28 protein-coding genes are annotated in these 21,835 nt (G+C 72.4%); 14 read left to right on the plus strand and 14 right to left on the minus strand.

Features of this window, described 5'->3' with window-relative positions; genetic code table 11:
* The first annotated feature begins 127 nt into the window (after window positions 1-127).
* A complete protein-coding gene (locus MJ604_RS18570) occupies window positions 128-571 on the plus strand; it encodes a MarR family winged helix-turn-helix transcriptional regulator (protein ID WP_243060079.1) in 444 nt (147 codons plus the stop codon).
* Here the strand turns inward: MJ604_RS18570 and MJ604_RS18575 are convergent.
* A complete protein-coding gene (locus tag MJ604_RS18575) occupies window positions 537-2,519 on the minus strand; it encodes an acetoacetate--CoA ligase (RefSeq protein ID WP_243060080.1) in 1,983 nt (660 codons plus the stop codon). The two genes, MJ604_RS18570 and MJ604_RS18575, sit on opposite strands and share 35 nt — an antisense overlap.
* The gene (locus MJ604_RS18580; protein WP_243060081.1) at window positions 2,516-3,346 is read right to left on the minus strand and encodes a crotonase/enoyl-CoA hydratase family protein; all 831 of its coding nucleotides are present in this window, start codon (window positions 3,344-3,346) and stop codon (window positions 2,516-2,518) included. The genes MJ604_RS18575 and MJ604_RS18580 overlap by 4 nt, the downstream gene beginning before the upstream one ends.
* A gap of 90 nt (window positions 3,347-3,436) precedes the next feature.
* Between MJ604_RS18580 and MJ604_RS18585 the strand changes: the two genes are divergently transcribed.
* Entirely contained in the window at window positions 3,437-4,570 is a 1,134-nt protein-coding gene (locus MJ604_RS18585; RefSeq protein WP_243060082.1) for an FAD-dependent oxidoreductase, read from the plus strand.
* Here the strand turns inward: MJ604_RS18585 and MJ604_RS18590 are convergent.
* From MJ604_RS18590 to rpmB, 4 genes are read right to left on the minus strand one after another with little or no spacing between them, the layout of a single operon-like run.
* Window positions 4,558-4,995 (minus strand): Fur family transcriptional regulator, encoded by a 438-nt coding sequence (locus MJ604_RS18590; RefSeq protein ID WP_243060083.1) that lies wholly within the window; start codon window positions 4,993-4,995, stop codon window positions 4,558-4,560. The genes MJ604_RS18585 and MJ604_RS18590 overlap by 13 nt on opposite strands.
* An 18-nt stretch (window positions 4,996-5,013) precedes the next feature.
* Window positions 5,014-5,319, minus strand: coding sequence for a 30S ribosomal protein S14 (gene rpsN / locus MJ604_RS18595; protein ID WP_243060084.1), 306 nt, complete (start codon window positions 5,317-5,319; stop codon window positions 5,014-5,016).
* A complete protein-coding gene (gene rpmG / locus MJ604_RS18600; protein WP_243060085.1) occupies window positions 5,319-5,489 on the minus strand; it encodes a 50S ribosomal protein L33 in 171 nt (56 codons plus the stop codon). The genes rpsN and rpmG overlap by 1 nt, the downstream gene beginning before the upstream one ends.
* Complete coding sequence (rpmB, locus tag MJ604_RS18605) at window positions 5,489-5,725, minus strand: 50S ribosomal protein L28 (RefSeq protein WP_243060086.1); 237 nt, start codon at window positions 5,723-5,725, stop codon at window positions 5,489-5,491. The genes rpmG and rpmB overlap by 1 nt, the downstream gene beginning before the upstream one ends.
* A 55-nt stretch (window positions 5,726-5,780) precedes the next feature.
* Between rpmB and MJ604_RS18610 the strand changes: the two genes are divergently transcribed.
* The 4 genes from MJ604_RS18610 to ykgO are packed head-to-tail and all read left to right on the plus strand — an operon-like array spanning window position 5,781 to window position 7,424.
* Window positions 5,781-6,032 carry a type B 50S ribosomal protein L31 gene (locus MJ604_RS18610; protein ID WP_243060087.1) on the plus strand — a complete coding sequence of 84 codons (252 nt, stop codon included), beginning with the start codon at window positions 5,781-5,783 and terminating at the stop codon, window positions 6,030-6,032.
* Entirely contained in the window at window positions 6,029-7,102 is a 1,074-nt protein-coding gene (locus tag MJ604_RS18615) for a GTP-binding protein (protein ID WP_243060088.1), read from the plus strand. Before MJ604_RS18610 ends, MJ604_RS18615 begins: the two co-directional genes overlap by 4 nt.
* Window positions 7,102-7,305: a 50S ribosomal protein L32 gene (gene rpmF, locus MJ604_RS18620; protein ID WP_243060089.1), complete on the plus strand. Its 204-nt coding sequence runs from the start codon at window positions 7,102-7,104 to the stop codon at window positions 7,303-7,305. Before MJ604_RS18615 ends, rpmF begins: the two co-directional genes overlap by 1 nt.
* Window positions 7,302-7,424, plus strand: a complete 123-nt coding sequence (ykgO, locus tag MJ604_RS18625; RefSeq protein ID WP_243060090.1) for a type B 50S ribosomal protein L36 — start codon at window positions 7,302-7,304, stop codon at window positions 7,422-7,424. Before rpmF ends, ykgO begins: the two co-directional genes overlap by 4 nt.
* Before the next feature lie 63 nt (window positions 7,425-7,487).
* On the opposite strand, the gene MJ604_RS18630 is transcribed toward ykgO, so the two are convergent.
* From MJ604_RS18630 to MJ604_RS18645, 4 genes are read right to left on the minus strand one after another with little or no spacing between them, the layout of a single operon-like run.
* Window positions 7,488-7,766 carry an HU family DNA-binding protein gene (locus MJ604_RS18630; protein WP_243060091.1) on the minus strand — a complete coding sequence of 93 codons (279 nt, stop codon included), beginning with the start codon at window positions 7,764-7,766 and terminating at the stop codon, window positions 7,488-7,490.
* Window positions 7,763-8,788, minus strand: a complete 1,026-nt coding sequence (locus MJ604_RS18635; RefSeq protein ID WP_243060092.1) for an ABC transporter substrate-binding protein — start codon at window positions 8,786-8,788, stop codon at window positions 7,763-7,765. The genes MJ604_RS18630 and MJ604_RS18635 overlap by 4 nt, the downstream gene beginning before the upstream one ends.
* Entirely contained in the window at window positions 8,785-9,582 is a 798-nt protein-coding gene (locus tag MJ604_RS18640; protein WP_243060093.1) for an ABC transporter ATP-binding protein, read from the minus strand. Before MJ604_RS18640 ends, MJ604_RS18635 begins: the two co-directional genes overlap by 4 nt.
* Window positions 9,579-10,643 carry an iron ABC transporter permease gene (locus tag MJ604_RS18645; RefSeq protein WP_243060094.1) on the minus strand — a complete coding sequence of 355 codons (1,065 nt, stop codon included), beginning with the start codon at window positions 10,641-10,643 and terminating at the stop codon, window positions 9,579-9,581. Before MJ604_RS18645 ends, MJ604_RS18640 begins: the two co-directional genes overlap by 4 nt.
* A 39-nt stretch (window positions 10,644-10,682) precedes the next feature.
* Between MJ604_RS18645 and MJ604_RS18650 the strand changes: the two genes are divergently transcribed.
* The 3 genes from MJ604_RS18650 to MJ604_RS18660 are packed head-to-tail and all read left to right on the plus strand — an operon-like array spanning window position 10,683 to window position 13,562.
* A complete protein-coding gene (locus MJ604_RS18650) occupies window positions 10,683-11,891 on the plus strand; it encodes an MFS transporter (protein WP_243060095.1) in 1,209 nt (402 codons plus the stop codon).
* Between the two features lie 28 nt (window positions 11,892-11,919).
* Window positions 11,920-12,888: a permease gene (locus MJ604_RS18655; RefSeq protein WP_243060096.1), complete on the plus strand. Its 969-nt coding sequence runs from the start codon at window positions 11,920-11,922 to the stop codon at window positions 12,886-12,888.
* Complete coding sequence (locus MJ604_RS18660; RefSeq protein ID WP_243060097.1) at window positions 12,885-13,562, plus strand: TIGR03943 family protein; 678 nt, start codon at window positions 12,885-12,887, stop codon at window positions 13,560-13,562. The genes MJ604_RS18655 and MJ604_RS18660 overlap by 4 nt, the downstream gene beginning before the upstream one ends.
* Here the strand turns inward: MJ604_RS18660 and MJ604_RS18665 are convergent.
* Complete coding sequence (locus tag MJ604_RS18665; protein WP_243060098.1) at window positions 13,553-14,755, minus strand: YibE/F family protein; 1,203 nt, start codon at window positions 14,753-14,755, stop codon at window positions 13,553-13,555. The two genes, MJ604_RS18660 and MJ604_RS18665, sit on opposite strands and share 10 nt — an antisense overlap.
* A gap of 110 nt (window positions 14,756-14,865) precedes the next feature.
* On the opposite strand from MJ604_RS18665, the gene MJ604_RS18670 reads away from it, so the two are divergent.
* The 4 genes from MJ604_RS18670 to MJ604_RS18685 all read left to right on the plus strand — a co-directional run bounded on the left by MJ604_RS18670 (window position 14,866) and on the right by MJ604_RS18685 (window position 17,319).
* The gene (locus tag MJ604_RS18670) at window positions 14,866-15,819 is read left to right on the plus strand and encodes a PDR/VanB family oxidoreductase (protein ID WP_243060099.1); all 954 of its coding nucleotides are present in this window, start codon (window positions 14,866-14,868) and stop codon (window positions 15,817-15,819) included.
* Between the two features lie 9 nt (window positions 15,820-15,828).
* The gene (locus MJ604_RS18675) at window positions 15,829-16,848 is read left to right on the plus strand and encodes a Rieske 2Fe-2S domain-containing protein (RefSeq protein ID WP_243060100.1); all 1,020 of its coding nucleotides are present in this window, start codon (window positions 15,829-15,831) and stop codon (window positions 16,846-16,848) included.
* Between the two features lie 83 nt (window positions 16,849-16,931).
* The gene (locus tag MJ604_RS18680; RefSeq protein WP_243060101.1) at window positions 16,932-17,171 is read left to right on the plus strand and encodes a DUF6458 family protein; all 240 of its coding nucleotides are present in this window, start codon (window positions 16,932-16,934) and stop codon (window positions 17,169-17,171) included.
* A 7-nt stretch (window positions 17,172-17,178) separates the two neighbouring features.
* Window positions 17,179-17,319: a hypothetical protein gene (locus MJ604_RS18685; protein ID WP_243060102.1), complete on the plus strand. Its 141-nt coding sequence runs from the start codon at window positions 17,179-17,181 to the stop codon at window positions 17,317-17,319.
* On the opposite strand, the gene MJ604_RS18690 is transcribed toward MJ604_RS18685, so the two are convergent.
* The 3 genes from MJ604_RS18690 to MJ604_RS18700 are packed head-to-tail and all read right to left on the minus strand — an operon-like array spanning window position 17,320 to window position 20,899.
* Window positions 17,320-18,258: a TIGR03619 family F420-dependent LLM class oxidoreductase gene (locus tag MJ604_RS18690; RefSeq protein ID WP_243060103.1), complete on the minus strand. Its 939-nt coding sequence runs from the start codon at window positions 18,256-18,258 to the stop codon at window positions 17,320-17,322. It lies immediately after the preceding gene.
* Window positions 18,258-19,535 (minus strand): cytochrome P450, encoded by a 1,278-nt coding sequence (locus MJ604_RS18695; protein WP_243060104.1) that lies wholly within the window; start codon window positions 19,533-19,535, stop codon window positions 18,258-18,260. The genes MJ604_RS18690 and MJ604_RS18695 overlap by 1 nt, the downstream gene beginning before the upstream one ends.
* A gap of 11 nt (window positions 19,536-19,546) precedes the next feature.
* Entirely contained in the window at window positions 19,547-20,899 is a 1,353-nt protein-coding gene (locus MJ604_RS18700; protein WP_243060105.1) for a glutamine synthetase family protein, read from the minus strand.
* 122 nt (window positions 20,900-21,021) lie between these two features.
* Between MJ604_RS18700 and MJ604_RS18705 the strand changes: the two genes are divergently transcribed.
* A complete protein-coding gene (locus tag MJ604_RS18705) occupies window positions 21,022-21,834 on the plus strand; it encodes an acetoacetate decarboxylase family protein (protein WP_243060106.1) in 813 nt (270 codons plus the stop codon).
* Window position 21,835 lies beyond the last annotated feature (1 nt).

Here is a 21,835-nt window from a genome sequence, read left to right on the forward strand (position 1 = left end):
TCGACGGAACAGTAATTCTTTGACAGGTATCCTGACAACAGTCTTTGACAAGTTTCTTGGCTATTTCCCCGGACGTCGCCCGGCCGGTAGCGTGCGCGGTGCCACCGACGAGGAAGGGTTCGGGCGCATGGCCGAGACCGAGCACCACGCGCAGCCACCGCTGCTGATGTACGCCGTCAAGCAGGTCGAGCTCGCGGTCCGCGCGCACCTCGACGACGTGCTGAAGCCGTCCGGCGTCACGGCGCTGCAGTACACCGCGCTCTCCGTGCTCGAGCACAGCGGCGAGCTGTCAGCGGCGCAGCTCGCGCGCAACTCGTTCGTCACCGCGCAGTCGATGGCCGACATGGTGAAGGCCCTGACCAGCAAGGGCCTCATCACCCGGACCCAGGACGAGACCGACCGCAAGCGGCTGCTGATCAGCCTGACGGCCGAGGGACGCTCCTTCCTCGCCGAGGTGCGCGACGAGGTCGAGGAGCTCGACCGCCGGATGACCGGCGCGCTGACCGCACGGCAGCGCGACGCGCTGCGCAACAGCCTCAACGAGTGCCGGGCGGCCCTGCAGCGGCTGTGACCCGCTCGCCCGCGAGCTCGACGAACGCGTCGAGCGAGTGCGGGTCGACCAGGGACTGCAGGTCGGCGACCTGCTCGAGAGGCTTGCCCTGGAGGATCCGCTTGGCCGGCACCTCGAGCTTCTTGCCCGTCCGGGTGCGCGGCACGCTCGGCACCTGGACGACGAGGTCGGGCACGTGCCGCGGCGAGAGGGCCGACCGGAGCGCCGCCGCGATCGCGCGCCGGCGATCGTCGTCGAGGACGAGCCCGTCCTCGAGCACGACGGCGAGGATCAGGTCGCCGTTCCCTCCGGCGCGGTCCTCGAGGTGGACGACCAGGCAGTCGAGCACGCCCGGCAGCTCCTCGACCACGCGGTAGAACTCCGCCGTACCCAGCCGGACGCCGCCGCGGTTGAGGGTCGCGTCGGAGCGGCCCTCGATCACCGATGACCCGACGGCGTTGAAGCGGATCCAGTCGCCGTGGCGCCAGACGCCCGGGTAGGCGTCGAAGTACGCGGACCGGTAGATCTCGCCGTCGCGGTCGCCCCAGAAGGAGACCGGCATCGACGGCATCGGCTCGGTGATCACGAGCTCGCCGAGCTCGCCGACGACCTCGTTCCCGGAGACGTCGTACGCCGCCGCGGCGACCGCGAGGCACGGCGCGGAGATCTCGCCGAGGTACACCGGCTGCGCCGGGCTGCCCTGCAGGATCCCCGAGCACACGTCGGTGCCGCCGGAGCCGACGTTGAGCAGCACTCGCGGCCCGAACTCGTCGAGCACCCAGCGGTAGCCCTCCTCGGCCAGCGGGCTGCCGGCCGCGCACAGCTCGCGGAGCGCCGACAGGTCGTGGTTCTCCGCCGGGCGGAGGCCCTCGCGCCGGCTGCCCATCAGGAAGCCGGGGCTCGCGCCCATGACGGTCGCGCGGGTCTCGGCCGCGACCTCCCACTGCCAGTCGAGGCTGGGGTACGCCGGGTTGCCGTCGAGCATCACGATCGAGCAGTCGACGAGGAGCGCGGACATCACCGAGTTCCAGATCATCCACGAGGTGGTGGTGAACCACAGCAGCCGGTCGTCGGCGCCCAGGTCCCAGCTCAGCGCGTGGTTCTTCAGGTGCTCGACGAGGATGCCGCCGTGCCCGTGCACGATCGCCTTGGGCCGGCCGGTGGTCCCGGACGAGAAGAGGATGAACAGCGGGTGCGCCGCCTCGACCTCCTCGTAGACCGGCTCGACCTCGTCGCCGTCGACCAGGTCCGACCACGCGATCGCACCGGGCACCGGGGATCCGCCGTACGTCACCTCGACGACGTGCTCGACGGTCGGCAGTCCCGCGCGGATCGTCGCGATGTCGGCGGCCTTGTCGACCGGCTTGTCGCCGTAGGTGTAGCCGCCGACCACAAGCAGCACCTTCGGCTCGACCTGGCCGAGCCGGTCGAGCACGCTCGGCGCGCCGAACTCCGGTGCGCAGCTGGTCCAGGTGGCGCCGATCGCAGCGGTCGCGAGGAACGCGACGAGGGTCTCGGGGAGGTTGGGCAGGTAGCCCGCGACGCGATCGCCCGGCCGGACGCCCAGGCTGCGCAGGGATACGGCGGCGCGCGCGACCTGCGCGGTCAGCTCACCGAAGGTCAGGGTCACCGGCTCGCGCGACTGCGAGTGCGCGATCACCGCGACCCGGTCATCGCCCGCGTGACCGGCGAGCAGGTGCCGCGCGTAGTTGAGGCGCGCACCCTCGAACCAGCGGGCACCGGGCATGGTCCGGGACGAGAGCACGGCGTCGTACGGCGTGCTCGGGTCGATCTCGAAGTAGTCCCAGACCGCGGCCCAGAAGGCCTCGACCTCGGTGACCGACCAGCGCCAGAGGTCGTCCCAGGTGTCGAGCCGGACGTCGCGCTCCGACGCGAGCCAGTCCATGAAGCGCCCGACGTGCGTGGCCGTGCGCCAGTCGGCAGCCGGCTCCCACAGCACTGACGTCACTCCTGGCCCCCTACCTTGCCCGCACGCCCCTCGAGGAACGACCGCATCCGTTGCTTGGCCTCCGGACTTCCCGAGGCGACCGCGGCCATGAGGGATTCCATCAGGTAGCCCTGAGCGGGATCGCCCTGGGCGATCAACGGGAGCGCGTGGAGCACGGCGAAGTTCGTGACCGGCGCGTTCTCGGCGATCCGCAGCGCGAGGCTGAGCGCGTGCTCGAAGCCCTCGCCCTCCTCGACGAGGTAGTGGGTCAGCCCGAGGTCCTGGCCCTCGCGGGCGTCGAGCACGCGGCCGGTGAGCATCAGGTCGGTCATCCGGTGCGCTCCGATCAGCCGAGGCACCCGCACCGAGGCGCCACCGCCGACGAACAGGCCACGCTGGCCCTCGGGCAGCGCGTAGAAGGCCGACGTCTCCGCGACCCGGATGTGCGTGGCGGTGGCGAACTCCAGGCCGCCACCGATCACCGCGCCCTTGAGCACGCTGACGACCGGCAGCCGCCCGGACTCCATCGCGGCGAAGGCCCGGTGCCAGCTCATCGAGTGCTCGAGACCGGCGATGGTGTCGCGCTCGGCGAGCTCGTTGAGGTCGAGCCCCGCGGAGAAGTGGTCGCCGTCGGCGTCCAGCACGACGACGGCCGCCCACTCCGGCGGCGTCGCGAAGAACCGGTGGAGACCCTCGACCGTCGTGTCGTCGAGCGCGTTGCGCTTCGCCGCCCGGGCCAGCGTCAGTACGGCGACCGCACCTTGCCGACCCAGCCGCAGCGTCGGAGGCAGCCCCAGTTCGGCCCCGGTCGGGTCCTCCGGGTCGGGCATCGAGATCGCGGGCACCACGCCTCCGTCATTGTCAGGTTTCCTGGCGGCGCCCATCCTCGTCATAGACAGGAAACCTGTCAATAGATTCGGTGGCGGTACGGTCGAACCATGACCGGCCAGACCGCGATCGTCGTCGGCGCCGGCGCGTGGGGCCTGCCCACCGCGGCACAGCTCGCCCTGCGGGGCCACCAGGTGACGCTGGTCGACCGGTACGGCGTCGCCAACGAGCTCTCGTCGTCGCCCGGCCCGACCCGCGTCTGGCGGCACGCCGACACGACGCCGGTGCTGTGCCGCCTCGGGCTGCGCAGTGTCGGCGCGATGGACCGGCTGGCCGAGCGGTCGGGCGTGGAGACCTACCGCAAGGTCGGCGTCCTGTGGCGCGACGCCGACCCGTCGCGGCTGCTCGCCACCCTGCGCGAAGAGGACGTCGAGCACGTCGAGGTGGACGCGGCCGACGTCGGCCGCTGGCTGCCGGGCCTGACGCCCAACGAGCGACCGGCGGTGTGGACGCCGCTGGGCGGCTGCGTGCTCGCCGCGCACTCGATGGCGGCCCAGGCCCAGCTCTTCAACGGCGCCGGCGGCCGGCTCCTGAAGGACGAGGTCGTCGGCATCGACGCGTCGAGCGGGACCGTCGAGCTGCGTGAGTCCGGCCGGCTGGTCGCCGACACCGTCGTGGTCGCGCCCGGCCCCGGCGCGGTGGCACTGCTGCCGATGCTCGACGTCGACCTCCCGCTCGTGCCGCACCTGGAGCAGGTCGTGCACTTCGGCTCGCCCGACGACCCGCACCGGTACGACGACGTCCCGTGCCTCTTCGAGGGCGCGTACGGCGCCAGCCCCGGCTTCTACTCGATGCCCACGCCGGGCCTGGGCTTCAAGATCGGCCTGGACGCGCAGGTGCGCGACTGGACGCCGGACGACCTCGACCGCACGCCGTCCGAGCAGCGCACCCGCGAGACCGCGGTCGAGGCCGAGCGCCTGGGCTTCATCACCGACCCGGTCCTCGACGCGCAGGTCTGCAGCTGGACCGACTCCCCCGACGGGCTGTTCGTGATCGACCGGGTCGGCAGGGTCGTGCTCGCGTGCGGCGACTCCGGCGCCGGCTTCAAGTTCTCGGCGCTGATGGGCGAGATCCTCGCCGGCCTGGCCGAGGGCGACGAGCCCGACGCGGACGTCGCGTCACTCGGCCTCGACCGGTTCGACGGACCGATCGCGCCGCAGCGCCGCAGCGGTCACTTCCTCTGACGCGCCTGCTTCTGGCAGACCGGGCAGATGCCGAACAGCTCGACCGAGTGGCTGACGTCCTGGTAGCCGTTGTCCTCGGCCACCCGGGTCGCCCACTTCTCCACCGCGGGACCCGCGATCTCGACGGTGCGCCCGCACTGCCGGCACACCAGGTGGTGGTGGTGCGTCCGACTGCAGAGGCGGTACGCCGCTTCCCCGACGTCGGACTGCACCTGGTCGACCTCGCCGCTCTCGACGAGCGCCTGCAGCGCCCGGTAGACCGTCGCCAGCCCGACCTTCTCGCCGCTGGCCCGCAGAGCGGCATAGATGTCCTGCGCGCTGCGGAAGCCCTCGGACGCCTCGAGCTCGGCGATCAACGCACGCCGCTGGCGGGTGCTCCGCTGGCGCGGGGCCGCGGGCGCGGACTCAGAGGTGGGAGACGGCACGCCCCCACCGTAGTCGGCTCACCAGCTCGCCTTGCGGATGCCCGGCAGCTCACCGCGGTGCGCGAGCTCGCGGAACCGGATCCGTGAGGTCCCGGTCTTGCGCAGGTAGCCGCGCGGTCGGCCGTCGACCTGGTCCCGGTTGCGCAGCCGCACGGGCGAGCTGTCGCGCGGCAGCCGGGACAGCGCCCGCACCGCCGCGGCGTGCGCCACCGAGCCCGGCTCGGCGGTCCGGATCACGTCCTTGAGCGCGATCCGACGCTCGGCGTACCGCTCGACCAGGCGCCGGCGCCGTTGCTCGGCGGCGACCAAGCTCTGCTTCGCCATCAGCGCTCCTCGCGGAAGACGACGTGCCGGCGCACCCGCGGGTCGAACTTGCGCAGCTCGAGCCGGCCGGGGTCGTTGCGCCGGTTCTTGCGGGTGACGTAGGTGTAGCCGGTTCCGGCGGTCGACCGCAGCTTCACGATCGGCCGGACGTCACTTGCCTTGCTCGCCATCAGATCCTCCCCTCCCGACGGATGACCTGGGCCACGACGGCGTCGATGCCGCGGACGTCGATCACCTTGATGCCACGGGCACTGACCCGCAGCGTGACGTGCCGGCCGAGGCTCGGCACCCAGTAGCGCTTGCGCTGGACGTTGACGCCGAACCGGCGGTTCGTGCGGCGGTGCGAGTGCGAGACGTGGTGGCCGAATCCCGGCCGGCGTCCCGTCACCTGACACGTACGTGACATGAGGCAGCTCCTTCGTCATACTGAGAACGATTCTCATTCTAGCAAAGGAGTGCCGATGAAGGACGGGATCCATCCGACCTACGGCCCGGTGGTGTTCCGCGACCGGACCGGAGACCTGCTGCTGACCCGGTCGACCCTGGCCGCGCGGTCCGGCGGGGAGACCGTGGAGCTCGACGGCGCGACCTACCCGGTCGTCGACGTCGACGTGTCCAGTGCCAGCCACCCGTTCTGGACCGGACGTGGCCGCGTGGTCGACTCCGAAGGGCGCGTCGAGGCCTTCCGCCGGCGCTACGGAGGTGGCGCATGAGGACGCCCGTGGTGCTGCTGACCGGGGTCGATCGGGAGGCCATGACCGGGGCGATGGTCGGGCTGCAGCTCGACCTGCCGGCCGCCGTGGCCGTCTGCCACCACATCGACGTCGAGCGCAGCGTGCTGCAGCGGATCGTCAGCGACGTCACCGGCATCGTGGAGCAGGTCGAGATCGACCTCGAGCACGCGTGCGTCAGCTGCGCGATCCGGGAGGACGTGGTCCCCACGCTCGAGCGGCTGGCGCGCAGCGGACGCTGGTCGACGATCCTCGCCCACCTGCCGGTCGGCGCAGAGGCGCGCCAGGTCTGCAACGTCCTCGCGTGGGACACCCGGCTCGCGCGACACCTCCGGGTCTCCGGGGTCGTCGCCGCCGTCGACGGACCGGGCGTGATCGAGGACCTCCTCGGCGACGACCTCCTGGCCGAGCGCGGGGTCCACAGCTCCGAGGACGACCGCCGCGGTCTCGGCGAGGTCGCCGCCGCGATGGTGGAGTACGCCGACGTCGTGGTCACCGACGGGCCCGCTGAGCCGGCGGGTGCCGAGCTGCTGGAGGCGCTGGCGATGCCGGACGCGACCCTGGTCAGCGGGGTGGAGAACCTCGACGCCGGGGCACTCGCGGACTCGCGGCACGTGCACGGGCGCACCGACGCGTGGACCGCGCCCGCCTCCCTCGCGCCGCTCCCCCAGGTCGACTGGAAGCACGTGTGGCGACGCGAGCTGGTCTCCCCGCTCGCGTTCCACCCCGACCGCCTGCTCGACGACCTCGAGCGCCTCGGCGGCGGACGGCACCGGTCGCGGGGCTGCTTCTGGCTGCCGACGCGACCGGATCGGGTACTGGTGTGGGACGGAGCCGGCGGCCAGCTGAGCATCGGCAACGGCGACCCCTGGGGCACCCGCCCGCCGATGACCCGCCTGATCCTGACCGGGGTCGGCACCCCGCCGGGCGGCCTCGCCGACGCGTTCCGCGCGATGTTGCTGGCGCCGGACGAGGCGGCTGCCGGGGGCAGCTGGCGGACCGCCGAGGACGGGTTCGAGCCGTGGCTCGGTCCGGTACGCCGGGTGGCCTGATGGCGGTCCCGAAGCGCCGCGTCTCGCGCAGCAACACCCGGCACCGCCGGGCGCAGTGGAAGGCGTCCCCGCCGTCGTTGGTCACCGTCGTCGTCGGCGGCGAGGAGCACCGGGTCCCCCGCCGGCTCGCGCCGGCCGTGCTGCGTGGGCTGGTCGACCCGCGCACCGGCCGTCCCACGACGTCCAGGAAGGAGGAGGCATGAAGGTTCGCAACTCGCTGCGCTCGCTGAAGAGCCAGCCGGGCTCGCAGGTGGTCCGACGGCGCGGCCGCGTCTACGTGATCAACAAGCAGAACCCGCGTCTCAAGGCACGCCAGGGCTGACGCCCCAGCACGCACGAGGGCCGGGCTCCCCAGGGGAGCCCGGCCCTTTCGTCGTACGACGGGTCAGTCGCCGGCGACCGCCTTCTTGAACGCGGCGCCCGCCTTGAACGCGGGCGCGGTCGTCGCGGCGATCTCGATCTCGGCGCCGGTCTGGGGGTTGCGGCCGGTCCGCGCGGAGCGCTCGCGCGCCTCGAACGTGCCGAAGCCCGGGATCGTGACCTTGTCACCGGACGCGACGGCGTCGGTGATCGAGGTCAGCACGGCGTCGAGCGCCGCATCGGCCTGGGCGCCGCTGAGGCCGGTCTTCTCAGCGACGGCGTCGCTCAGCTGGGACTTGTTCATTCTTGTTCCTCTCCATCGGTGAACATCTCGGGGTGCAGCAGCCGGGCGACCTCCTCGACTCCGAGGGAGGATCGCACGCCGCCGCCGAACACGGGCTCCGGAACTCCGACGACGCGACCACCACGCACCGCATCGGTGGTACCCAACCGGTCCTCGATGTAGGCGAGGGCGGTCTCACGCACCTGCTCGTCGTTGTACGGGAAGACGATGACATCCGGATTCAACCGCACGATCTTCTCAGGCGACCACGCGGCGTAGTACTCGCCCGCCGGCAGGTCGGCCGACGTGATCAGGTTGCGGCCGCCCGCGCGCTCCACGACGTCGGTGTACAGACCGCCGGCCTGCACGTAGAGCGTGGACTCGTAGACGCTCAGGATCGCCAGCGATGCCGGCTCCTCGCCCGCGACGGCCTCCTGCACCCCGGCGACGACGTCCTCGAGCTCGGCGACCAGGTCGGCCGCCCGCTCCTCCACGCCGAAGAGCCGGCCGAGGCGCTCGAGGTCCTCGTAGGTGTCGGGCACGGTGGTCTCGGTCTTCGTGTCCGCGCAGAGCGACTCGCTCACCAGGACCGGCAGGCCGTCCTCGGCGTACGACGCACGCGTCGGCAGCCGCTTGCCGTCGAAGCGCCACTCCTGCTCGGCCAGCAGCAGGTCGGGCCGCTCGCCGATGACGGTCTCGGCCGACGGCTCGCCCTCGGCGACCACCCGGACGGCGTCGTACGCGTCGGCGTACTGCTCGGAGGGCGTGCCGTACTGGGTGTTGACCTGGCCGACGAGCCGGTCCTCCAGGCCGAGCGCGACCATCATCTCGGTCATCGTCGGGTAGAACGACAGCACCCGCTCGGGTGCTGCCGGCACGGTCACGTCGGTGCCGCAGGAGTCGAACGTCATCGGGAACGCCGAGGCAGCAGCGCCGGCGGCGGGCTCCTCGGCGTCGGTGTCGGGGGCGGAGCCGCAGGCGGACAGCGCCAGCAGCGGCAGCAGCGCGCCCACGGAGAGGCGGGCGCGACGGGATCGGGTCATCGTGGTTCTTCCTGGTGGGTGGGTGTGAGTGGTGCGGTCGAGAACCGGGGGCGGCCGGTGAGCGGGTGCGTGTCGACGTGCACGTCGACGCCGAACACAGCGCGCACCAGGTCCGGGGTGAGGACGTCGACGACCGGGCCGTGGGCGACCACGCGGCCGCCGGCCAGCACATGCACGAGGTCGCAGTAGGCGCCGGCGAGGTCGAGGTCGTGCAGCGCGACCAGGGCGCTGGTGCCGCTCGCGCGCACCAGGCCGAGCAGGTCGTGCTGGGCCGCGACGTCGAGGTGGTTGGTGGGCTCGTCGAGGACCAGCAGCCGCGGCTCGCCGGCGAGCGCTCGCGCGAGCAGCACCCGCTGCCGCTCGCCACCGGAGAGCGTCGAGCACCGCCGGTGCATCAGGTGCGCGATCCCCGCGCTCTCGACGGCGCGCGCGACGGCAGCGCGGTCCGGCTCCGCGAGACCGCCCCACCCGGACGCGTGCGGCGCACGCCCGAGCTCGACGACCTCGCGCACCGAGAGCTCGAGCGGGCCCGGCATCTGGGTGACCGCCGCGGTACGGCGAGCGGCGGCGCGGGCCGACAGGTCCCGCCAGACGTCCGCGCCGTCGACCGCCACGACCCCCGCGTCCGGGCGCACCGCTCGGAAGACCGCGCGCAGCAGGCTGGACTTGCCGCTGCCGTTGGCGCCGAGCAGTCCGACGACGGCGCCCTCGGGGACCCGCAGGTCGACGCCGGCGAGGACGGCGCGCTCCCCGAGTCGCACCTCCAACCCGCCGACCGCGAGCACGTCGCTCATCCGGCGACCTCGGCACTGTCGCGGCGCAGCAGCCAGATGAGGAAGGGCGCACCGACCAGGGCCGTCACGATGCCGACGGGCAGCTCCGCAGGCGCCTGGACGACGCGACAGAGGATGTCGACGAGCACCAGGTAGCACCCGCCCAGCAGCAGCGAGAGCGGGACGACGCGGCGGTGCGCGGGACCGACCAGCAGCCGCGCGACGTGCGGGATCATCAGCCCGACGAACCCGATCCCGCCGGCCACCGCCACCACGACCGCCGTGCAGAGCGCGGCCACGAGCACCAGCTCGAGCCGGAACCGCGGCAGGTCGACACCCAGGCTGCTGGCCGCGTCGTCGCCGAGGCTGAGCAGGTCGAGCGCGGTCGCCCGGGCGAGCGCGAGGACGGCGCACACCAGCACGACGACCGTGGCGACCGGCAGGTCCGACCACGACGTACCGGCCAGGCTCCCGAGGATCCAGAAGAGGACGTTGGCCAGCTCCTCGGGCGTCGCGCGCAGCTGGAGGTAGCTGGTGACCGCGGCCATCAGGTAGCCGACGGCGACCCCGGCGAGCAGCATCCGCGGCGGGTCGATGCGTCCGTGCCGCCGGCCCAGGGCGAGCACCAGCACCATCGTGGCGGCGGCGCCGGCGAAGGCGACGACCGGGATGCCCAGCCCGGCCAACGCCGCGATCCCCAGCGTCATCGCCGCCGTCGCGGCGGCCGACGCCCCGGACGCGACCCCCAGGATGTAGGGATCGGCGAGCGGGTTGCGCACCAGCGCCTGCATCAGCACGCCGGCCAGCGACAGCCCGGCGCCGACCACGAAGGCGAGCAGGGTCCGCGGGAAGCGGTACTCCCACACGATCGTGTCGGTCGCGAGGTCGACCCCCTCTCCCCAGCCCAGCAACCGGCGCGCGAGCGTCGCGACGACGTCGTCGATCGGCACCGGCACCGCGCCGGTCCCGACGCCGAGGACCACCAGGACGACGGCGCCTGCCAGGCACCCGGCCATCAGGGCCGCATGACCGCGCGCGCCCAGCAGGTACGGACCGGCCGACTGCCGGGAGGGGAGGGACACGAGACCGAACGCTAAACCATAATGAGAATCATGTTCAACATGACGACGTCTCCGTCGCCCGCCTTCCGACGCTTCGCGCTCTCCCGGATCCTCGTGTGGTCGGGAGCGGCGACCAGCCTGGTCGCGCTGCCCGTGCTCGTGTACGACCTGACCGGAAGCGCCACGGCCACCGCGGTCCTCGCCGCTCTGGAGGCCGCGCCCTACCTCGCCTTCGGCCTCGTCGCCGGCGCGTGGGGCGACCGCTTCGACCGCACCCGGATCCTGGTCAGCGCCGGCCTCGCGGGCGCCCTGCTGCTCGCGAGCGTCCCGGTCGCCGCCCACCTCGCGACGCTCCACGTCGCGCACGTCCTCGCCGTCGCCCTCGCCGTCGGCGTCCTCGGCGTGTTCGCCGACGCCGCCGCGTTCGGGTCCATCACGACGCTCGTCGAGCGTGGTCAGCTCGCCGAGGCACAGGGCCTGCTGACCACCGTCGGCACCCTGGTCGGGGTCGCCGGGCCTGCCGTCGGCGGCGTCCTCCTCAGCCGGATCGGGGCGGCCCAGGTGCTCTGGATCGAGGCGGCGGCGTACGTCGTCGGCGCGGCGCTGCTGCGCGGACTCCACCTCGGCGGACGCCACCGGCCCGCGGGCGCGTCGCTCCTCGGCTCGATCCGCGAGGGGCTGGGCTTCGTCATGCGGGAGCCACTCGTGCGCGGGCTGACCCTCTGCGGCATCGGCGTCAGCCTCGCCGGCGGCGGGGTGCTCGGCCTGCAGGTCGTGCTCGCCGTCGACGTGCTGGGCGTCCCGCTCGACGGACCGCAGCTCGGCCTGCTCCTGGCCGCGGGCGCGTGCGGCAGCGCTGCTGCAGGCGTCCTCGCGCCGGTGGTCAGGCGGCGCTGGCGCGCGGGCCTGGTGGCATCGGTCGGCTACCTCGCCGGCTTCGCCGCCGTCGCCGCCCTGGCCCTCAGCCCCGGTTGGCTTGCGGCAGCAGCGCTGCTCGCCGCCTGGCACCTGGTGGCGACGACCGTGATCGTGAACGGGATCGTCGCGCGCCAGGCGCTCGCGCCCGACGAGCTGCAGTCACGGGTCAACGCGACCGCCCGGATGATCGCGTGGGGCGGCCAGCCGGTCGGCGCGCTCGTCGCCGCCGCCCTCGTCACGGTCGTCGACGTGCGCGCGACCATCCTGCTCGTCTCGACCGCCCTGCTCGCGTCGGCGCTGGCCGCCTGGACGAGCGGGCTCCACCGACGCGCGGTCGCGCCTGCAACCTAATTGGAACGATTTTCATTATCGTGAACCCGTGAGCACCTCGACGACCGTCGCACTCCGGCGACCGAGCCAGGGCCAGGTCGTCGTGGCGGGACTGGTCCTGATCGCCCTGGCCCAGCGCTGGCTGGTCCCGCGCCTGGACTTCCCCGCCCTCCAGACGTGGAGCACGATCTTCGTCGCGATGGTGCTCCAGGCGCTGCCGTTCCTGGTCGGCGGAGTGCTCCTCGCCGCGCTGATCTCGGCGTTCGTCACCGAGGAGCGGCTGCGCCGGATGACCCCGCGCAGTCCCTGGCTCGGGGTGCCCGCCGCCGGGGCCGCCGGCATCGCGCTCCCGGGCTGCGAGTGTGCGTCCGTCCCGGTCGCCGCCGGCCTGGTACGGCGAGGGGTCGCCCCAGCGGTCGCGTTCACGTTCATGCTCGCGGCGCCCGCGGTGAACCCGGTCGTGCTCGTGTCGACCGCCGTCGCCTTCTCGGGCCGCACCGACATGGTCGCGGCCCGCTTCGCCGCGTCGATGGCCACGGCGGTCGCCGTGGGCTGGTGGTGGCAGTGGCGCGGGCACGCCGTACCCCTGACGTCCGGCGCCGGTCACCAGCACGCGACCGGCTGGCGCGGCTTCGCCGACAGCGCACGGCACGACGTCGTGCACGCGGGCGGCTTCCTCGTGGCGGGCGCCGCGATCGCGGCGGCCGTGAGCGCACTGCTGCCGCGCCAACTGCTGGACGCCGTCTCCGGCAGCGCCGTGCTCGCGGTGCTGGCGCTCGCCACGTTCGCGTTCGTCGTGGCCATGTGCTCGGAGGCGGACGCCTTCGTGGCGGCCAGCCTGACGATGTTCTCGGACACCGCGAAGCTGGTGTTCCTCGTGGTGGGCCCGGCGATGGACGTGAAGCTCGCGGCGATGGGCGCCGGGACGTTCGGCAGCGGGTTCGCCGTCCGCTTCGTCCCGGCCGTCCTCGTCGTCGCGACGAGCGCCGCCGTGATCGCCGGGGCGGTGCTGCTGTGAACCAGCAGGCACAGGCGCTCCTCCTCGTCGTGGTCGGCGCGTTCGCGATCCGGCTCGGCTGGACCGACGAGCACCTCGTCTACGTCCGCGACTGGGTGCGGTGGCCGCTCATGGCCGCCGGCCTGGTGCTCCTCGCGCTCGCGGCCGGACTCGTGCTCTCCCAGCACCAGGAGCAGGCCGCGCCGCGGACGGCCTGGCTGCTCTTCGCGCCGTTCGTGGTGCTGCTGCTCGTGAGCCCGCCGCCGCTCGGCGCGGACTTCGCGGAGCGGACCGCCAGCACGCCGTACCGCGACCCGGGCCGCGCCGTGTCGGGCCTGCGCCCGCTCCCGGACGGCGACCCGGTCCGGCTGGACGTCGCCGACTTCTACGTCCGGGCGCGGTACGACGCGGGCGCGAGCCTGGTCGGCCGCCGGGTCGAGCTGACCGGGTTCGTGAGCCACGACCCCGACGGCGCCTGGTACGTCACGCGCTTCCAGATCGCCTGCTGCGCGGCGGACGCCGTCGCCGTGCGGGTGCGCGTCGACGGCTCCGAGTGGTCACCCGCCCGCGACGTCTGGGTGAACGTGGTCGGGACGTGGGTCGACGGGAGCGGGGTCACGCGACGCTCGGCCGCACCGGCGATCGACGCCGAGAGCGTCGAGCCGACCGACGTCCCGCGCCATCCCTACGAGTGAGACGGGCCGGGCATCACCAGGGTGGCGATGCCGGTCGTGAGGGGTACGGCGAGGACCAGCCCGATGCTGCTGGCCATCGTGCGCACCAGCTCCTGGGTGATCTCCTCGGTCGAGAGCAGGTCGGCGACCGGGAGCCCGTACAGCTGCAGCAGCATCAGCACGGTCAGCGCGGTGCCGGCGTACGCGAAGACGATCGTGTAGATCGTGGAGGCGATGTGGTCGCGGCCGATCCGCATCCCACTGGCGAACACCTCGAGCCGCCCGGCGGTCGGCGCCGCGGCCCGGATCTCCCACACCGACGACGCCTGGGTGATCGTGACGTCGTTGAGGACGCCGAGCCCGGCGACGACGATCGCGCAGGCGAACAGGCTCTGGAAGTCGAGGTCCCCGGCGATCGACGAGAGCAGGGCACCGCCCTCGTCGGCGATGCCGGTGACCCGGCCGGCCGACGTGGCGAGCACGCCGATGCCGGCGGTCAGGACCACGCCCGCGAGAGTGCCCGCCAGCGCTGCCGACGTACGCACCGAGAAGCCGTGGGTCGTGTAGAGGACGACGAACATGATCGCGGCGGACCCGACCAGGCCGACCGCGAGGCCGGAGGAGCCGGTGACCAGCGCGGGCAGCATGAACTTCCAGATGACCAGGCCGCTGAACGCCAGCCCGAACAGCGCGAACAGCCCACGCCAGCGCGCGACCACCAGCACCAGCACGACGAAAGCGACGAACAGCAGGAGGAGCGTCCCGCTGCGGACCGTGCCGAAGTAGGAGTACGACGGGTCCGCACCCTCGGCGCCGGGGCTGCGCAGCAGCTTGATGGTGTCGCCCGCCGCGAGTCCGGAGGTGCTCACCTCGGGCGGCACCGACACGGTCGCCGGGTCGCCCTTGCCGGCGCCCTCGTCGACGGTGACCACGACGTTGCCGCAGTCCTCCTGCATGCTGCCCGGGCCGTCGCAGGCGGGCTGCACCTCCTCGACCGTCGCGGTCGGGAAGGTGACGCCGGGGGCGGCGAAGTTGACCCGGTCGGCGACCTCGGCGACCTCGTCGCCGTCCGGCCAGAGCAGCAGCAGGCCGATGAGCGTCGCCAGCAGCGAGAGGCCGAGCGCCCCCAGCAGCACCGTGCGCGGACCGCGCGGCACGACGACGTCGTCACCCCGCCCCGCGCGGTGCGATCCGTGCGAGTGTCCTGCGCCCATGTGCACATCGTTCCGTAGGCATGGACGAAGGGCTCATCACGGGTTATCGTTTGGATGCGAACGACTACCGAGCGAGTGGGACACCGATGACGCAGAGCGCAGCACCCCTGATGAGCGAGTTCGAGGCCGACGCCGTGGTCGCAGCAGCCGAGACCGTCGCCGACGACGTGGTCCTGCTGACCCTCCGGCCCGCCGACCAGGCGCACCTGCCGGCCTGGACGCCCGGCGCCCACCTCGACCTGATCCTCGGCGACGGCTCCGGCGAGGTCGTGCGGCAGTACTCCCTCTGCGGCAGCCCCGCGACCCGCGACAGCTACCAGGTCGCCGTACTGCGGACGCCCGACAGCCGCGGTGGCTCCGAGGCCGTGCACCGCCTCGCCGAGGGCGACCGGCTGCGGATCCGCGGCCCGCGCAACCACTTCCCGCTCGTCAGCAGCCCGCGCTACGTCTTCGTGGCCGGCGGCATCGGCATCACCCCGATGATCCCGATGATCGAGGAGGCCGACGCCGCGGGCGCCGACTGGGTCCTCCACTACGGCGGCCGCTCGTCGGACTCGATGGCGTTCCGCGAGCTCCTCACCAAGTACGGCGACCGCGTGCACCTCGTGCCGCAGGACCAGACCGGTCTGCTCGACCTCGAGGCCGTGCTCGGGACGCCTGCGCCCCAGACGCTCGTCTACTGCTGCGGGCCCGAGCCGCTGCTGCGCGCGGTCGAGGAGCGCTGCCACGCCTGGCCCTCGAACTCGCTGCACCTGGAGCGCTTCACGCCGAAGGAGCGCGCCGACGACGGCGACGACGCGGCGTTCGAGGTCGTGCTGCAGCGCTCGGGCCTCACGATCCAGGTGCCGCCCGGCACGTCGGTGTTCGACTCGATGCGCGACGCAGGCGTCAGCGTCCTCGGCTCCTGCCTCGAGGGCATCTGCGGGACCTGCGAGCAGACCGTGCTCGAGGGCGACGTCGACCACCGCGACTCCGTGCTCGACGAGGACGAGCAGGCGTCGAACGAGTGCATGATGGTGTGCGTCTCGCGGGCGCGCGGCCCGCGCCTGGTGCTGGACGCCTGAGGAGGAGCGATGAGCATCCCTCGCAACGCCTGGTACCCGATCGCCGCCTCCGAGGAGGTCGGCCGCGCACCGATCGCGCGCCGCGTCCTCGACGTACCCGTCGTCCTCTACCGCACCACCTCCGGCGAGCCGGTCGCGCTCGAGGACCGGTGCGCCCACCGGCCGGTGCGGCTCAGCGACGGCGTGCTCGAGGGCGACCTGATCCGCTCGACGTACACCGGCTTCACCTACGACCCCGCCGGCCGCTGCGTCTCGGTGCCCACGCAGGACCATGTGCCGTACGGCGCCGCCGTGCGCTGCTTCCCGGTGCAGGACGACGGCAGCTTCGTCTGGGTGTGGGCCGGCGAGACCGGTCTCGCCGCGCTGCGCACGCCGCCGGACACCGCGCTGCTGCGCGACGCCGGGTGGACGACGTTCGGCGGATCGCTGGACACCGCGGCCGGGATCGGGCTGCTGCTCGACAACTTCTGCGACATCACCCACGTCGCCCAGCTCGACCAGGACATCGCGCCGCCGGCGCTGACCGCCGGCCCGACCCCGCCGCTCGAGGTCGAGGTCAGCGAGACGACCGTGCGGTTCTGGCGCCGCTTCGACGCGTCGCCGCTCGCGCCCTGGAACGCCCAGGTGCTCGAGCTCCCCGAGGACGCCGAGCACGAGCAGGTCGAGGAGGGCGAGTTCGTCGGCCCCGGCTACTGGGTCGACCGCTGGACGGTCGAGGTCAAGGGCCACGACGACCGCGACGGCCAGCACGTCTTCGTGTTCAGCCACGCGCTGACGCCCCTGTCGGCCACTCGCACCCGCCACATCTGGCGGGTCAGCCGGAACTTCGCCAGCAGCGCCGCGGCCGACGGCACCCTCACCCCGCTCTTCGAGGCCTACTACGCCCGCGTCGGCGAGGTGCTGGAGCAGATGCAGAGCATCCTCGACGAGGAGGGCCCGCGCCCCGAGGTCGCCGTCGCCGCCGACGCCGCCGTCAGCCACGTACGCCGGATCGTGCAGCGGATGGTCGCCGACGAGCTCGGCGGCTGACTCGCTCCTCGGTTTGGCGGAGGTCGCGAACGGACACAGTCTCGTCAGTAGGTCCGGGGACAGACCTTTCGAGGAGACGAATCATGGGTTACGGCGTCGGCATCTTCCTGCTTGCTCTCGGCCTGATCCTGGCGCTGGCCGTCCAGGACTCGGTCAGTGGCGTGGACCTGACGATGGTCGGCTGGATCCTGGCTGCGGTCGGCGTCCTCGCATTGGTGCTGACGGCGGTCACGCTCAGCCGTCGCAACGCCGCCCAGGTGCGGTCGACGACGACGCACGCGGACGGCCGGCAGACGGTGCGTGAGACCCGCTCGGACATCTGACGCCGGGATGAGCGTCGACGCGGCGACGGGCGAGGCCGCGGCGCCGGCGCACGAGCACGACTGGCGCCAGCGCGCGGTGCTGTACGAGGACGGCCGCTCGACCGAGGAGCTCGGGTGCTCCGGGTGCGAGGGCGTGTGGTTCCGGTGATCAGCCGGCGATCGCCTCGGCCCGGCGCATCACGTCGCGCAGGAACGCCGGGAGCTCGTCGACCGAGTCGATGAACTGCGACGGCTTCACGCAGAACGTCGTGAACCCCTGCTCGAGCTGCTCCGCGATCGGCGCCATCGCGGCGCCGAGGTCGGCGACGGAGTCGTCGTCAGCGAACGTCGCGCGGGTGCCGCCGACCATCTCGATCTCGCCGGGGTCACGGCCGGCGTCGAGCAGGCCGCTGCGCAGCATCGCGAGGTCGTCGGGCGTCGGCGTGCCGAACGGGTGGAAGCCGTGGCCGTAGCGGACCAGCCGCTCCAGCACCGGTCCGTGCACGTGCTGCCCACCGAACCACAGCCGCGGCCCTTCCGGGCGGAACGCCTTCGGCTCCAGGTAGACGTCGGTGAAGTCGAAGAACTCGCCGTGGAAGCTGGCCGGGCTCTCCCGCCACACCAGGTCCAGCACGGCGAGCTGCTCGTCGAGGATCCGGCCGCGCTTGCCGAACGGCACCCCGAGCGCGGCGTACTCGTCGCGGCTCCAGCTGACACCGGGCTGTACGACGAGCCGCCCCTGCGACAGCAGGTCGAGGGTGCCGAGCTCGCGGGCGAGCAGCAGCGGGTGCCGCAACGGCGCCAACACGGCACTGGCGACGAGCCGAAGTCGCGACGTCGCGGACGCGATCGCGCTCAACAGCAGCAACGAGCTCGGCCACGGCGTCGCGGGGTCCTGGTTCCCAGGAGCGGCGTACGCCCGCGGGTTGGTCATGATCCCGTGCGCGCCGGCGTCCGGGCCGAGTACGACGTGCTCGCTCAGCATCACCGAGTCGAACCCGGCGTCCTCGGCCTCGCGCGACCACCGCACCAGCTCCGGGAGGTCCCGCCCCGAAGCCAGCGTCCAGTTCTCACTGAGGATCAGCAGCATCCTCGGGGCGGCGGCCATCAGGCGGCGGTGATCTTGACGGGGAAGCCCTTGATGCCGTTGACGAAGTTGCTGCGGATGCGGCGTACGTCGCCGGCGAGCTCGATGTCGGCGAGCCGCGGCAGCAGCTCCTCGAACATCAGCCGGACCTCGAGGCGGGCCAGGGCGTTGCCCAGGCAGAGGTGCGGGCTGCCCTTGCCGAACGTCATGTGGTCGACGTTGATGCGGGTGACGTCGATCGAGTACGGGTCCTCGAAGACCGACTCGTCGCGGTTGCCGGAGGCGAACCACATGACGACCTTCTGGCCCTCCTTGATGTCCTTGCCCCCGATCTCGAGGTCGCGGGTCGCCGTACGCCGGAAGTGGTAGACCGGGTTCGCCCAGCGCAGCAGCTCCTCGACCGCCGTCGGCAGCAGCTCCGGCTTGTCCTGCAGGATCCGCATCTGGTCGCGCTGCTCCATCAGGCCGAGCATCGAGTTGCTGATCGCGTGCCGGGTGGTCTCGTTGCCGGCGATGACCAGCAGCGAGAAGTAGTTGTTGAAGTCCTGCTGGCTCAGCGGGATCCCGTCCTCGGGCATCCGGTTGGCGAGGATCGACACCAGGTCGGTGCCGTCGCCGCCGACGCGGGCGCGGCGCAGGTCGTTGCCGTAGTCCCAGACGTCCTGGACCGTGGGCGAGCGGAACGGCAGGTGCCGGTACTGCTCCGACTCCTCGGCGTCCAGCAGCACCTTGGCGTAGTCGGGGTCGGAGTTCGCGACCATCTCGTTGCCCCAGGCGATCAGCTGGCCGGTGTCCTCACCGGGTACGTCGAGCAGCCGCGCGAGCACCTGGATCGGGAAGTCGGCGCTGATCATCTTCACGAAGTCGATCTCGCCGCCGTTGTCGGCTGCGGCCGCGAACGCGCGGTCCACGGTCTGCTTGGTCAGCTCGCGCAGGAAGCTCTCGTAGTTCTTCATCAGGTTGCGCGGCGTGAACTCGCGGTGGATCAGCCGGCGCAGCGCCTGGTGGCGCGGCCCGTCGGTCTCGAGCAGCGAGCGGCGGAAGTCGCGCAGGTCGTCGTCGACGTCCTCGAGGTTCACGAACCGCTCGGACGTGAACGACTCCGAGTCGCGGCCGACGTTCCAGATGTCGTCGTACTTCGTGATGGCCCAGAAGCCGGTGCCGTCCTTCTCGTCGGTCCAGTGGACCGGGTCCTCGGCGCGGAGGGTGTCGAGCTGCGAGAAGCCACGCAGGTCGGCGAAGCCGTCGATGTCGGAGAGGTCGACCTCGGACAGCGGAACGGGTGCATGACGGGGCATGGGAGGTCTCCTCAGATGTGGTACGTGTACTCGTGGAACTCCCAGTCGGTGATCCACGTCCGGAACCGCTCGACCTCGTCGCGCTTGTAGGCGAGGAAGGCGTTGACCAGCGGCTCGCCCAGCAGGTCGGCGAGCTCCTTGTCCTGCTCGAGGGCGTCGAGTGCCTCGGAGAGCGACTGGGGCAGCTTCTCCGACTTGGTGTCGTCGTACCCGTAGCCGACCAGCGGCTCGGGCGGCTCGATCTTGTTGCGGATGCCGAGCAGCGCGGCGGCGAGCATCGAGGCGACCGCGAGGTAGGAGTTCGCGCTCGCGTCGCCGAGGCGCAGCTCGAGGCGGGTGCCGGAGCCGCGCTCCGGGGGGATGCGGACCATCGCGCTGCGGTTGTCGAGGCCCCAGTCGATCAGCCACGGCGCGAGGGTGTCGGGCCCGAACCGCTTGTAGGAGTTGATGGTCGGGTTCGACAGCGCCGCGATCGCCGGGGCGTGCGCGAGGATGCCGCCGATCGCGTGCCGCGCCAGCGGCGAGAGGCCGTGCGGGTCGGACGGGTCGTGGAACAGCGGGGTGCCGTCGGCGTCCGCGATCGAGAAGTGCAGGTGGTAGCCCGAGCCGCCCTCGTCGTTGAACGGCTTCGGCATGAACGTCGCGAGCTGGCCGCGGCGGCGGGCGAGCTCCTTGATCGCGTCCTTGAAGCGGTGCGCGCGGTCGGCGGCGTCGAGCGCCTCGCTGTGCCAGAGATTGATCTCGAACTGGCCGGAGGAGAACTCGTGGTTGGCGGAGATGACGTCGATGCCGTAGTTGCCGAGCTGGCGCAGCGCGTCGAGGAGCACGTTCTCGGGGTCGCCCTTGAGCCCGGACGTGTAGACGTTGCCGGTGCCCTCGCCGTAGCGCTTCCAGCCGGACGGCGACTCCTTGCTCTCCTCGAGCACGTAGAACTCGAGCTCCGGGCCGACGACCGGCGTCAGTCCCAGCTCGGTGAACTGCTCGCAGATCTGGCGCAGCACGTAGCGCGGGCTCTCCTGCGACGGCGTGCCGTCGGGGTTGAAGACGTCGGCGATGCAGTGCGCGACGCCCGGCTCCCACGGCACCGGCAGCAGCGTGTCGAGGTCCGGGAAGGCCTGGACGTCGGGGAGGCCGGCCGACAGCCCGCCCTCGAAGTCGACGACGCCACCGCGCGGCGTCGTACCGAACACGGAGCGGCAGAACGCCACGCCGCTGCCCACGGTCCGCGAGAAGCGGTTGACCAGGACGTCGCGGCCGCGGTCCACCCCGATGAGGTCGGCGTAGCCGAGCCGGACGACGTCGATCCCCTGCTCGGTGAGGCGGTCCTGAGCGGGCTGGAGACCGGAGGTGTCGAAGTGGGTCACGGCCGTTCCTTCCAAGTCGTTTGGATCCGAACAGTAACGCGGTGTGGCCGGGAGCACAAGGCTTCCCAAGCCGGTCGGTTCGCCGTATCGTACGGACCCAAACGACACAAGGAGAGCAGCAGATGCGCGAGATGAACGGCTTCCTCTACCCGCGGACGGCGTCCGGGGTCTCGTCGCTGATCCCGTCGCCGCCCTGGTACTACTCCGGGGATCTGCTCACCGTCGAGTACCGCACCGACCCGGCCAACGTCGAGGCGCTGCTGCCGGCGCCGCTCGAGCTCGCGCCGGAGGACCCGGGCGCGGTCGCGCTGATCTGGGCGGACTGGCAGTCGTGCTCCGGCTCGCGCGAGCAGCTGCTCGACCCGGTGCGGTCGCAGTACAAGGAGGCGTTCGTCGTGGTGCGCTGCTCCTTCGAGGGCACGACGTACTCCCGGTGCGTCTTCATCTGGGTCGACAAGGACTTCGCGATCGCGCGCGGCCTGCACCAGGGCTACCCGAAGAAGCTCGGCTCGATGTGGCAGACCCGCCCGCACCCGTTCGCGCACGCCGCTCCGCAGATCGGCCCCGGCGGCGTCTTCGGCGCGACGCTCGCAGCGTCCGACCGGCGGCTGGCCGAGGCCGTGGTGACCCTGCGCGAGGAGTCGGACACCAACGGCTTCGTCAACGGCCACCCGATGGCGCACCACCGGGTCTTCCCCGACATCGCCGGCGACGGCGACGCGTACGCCGAGCTGATCTCGTCGGGCGCCAGCTCGTTCGAGGGCGGCCAGTCCTGGAAGGGCGACGCCGAGCTGCGGCTGTTCGAGGCGCCGACCGAGGAGCTCGCGCGGCTCGAGGTCGAGGAGGTCATCGGCGGCTACTACCGGCAGGTCGGCGTCGAGTGGAACGGCGGCAGCACGCTGGCACGCCTCACTCCCGGGACTCTGACCAGCTAGC

It is taken from the genome of Nocardioides sp. SR21, from assembly GCF_022761125.1.
Lineage (GTDB): Bacteria > Actinomycetota > Actinomycetes > Propionibacteriales > Nocardioidaceae > Nocardioides.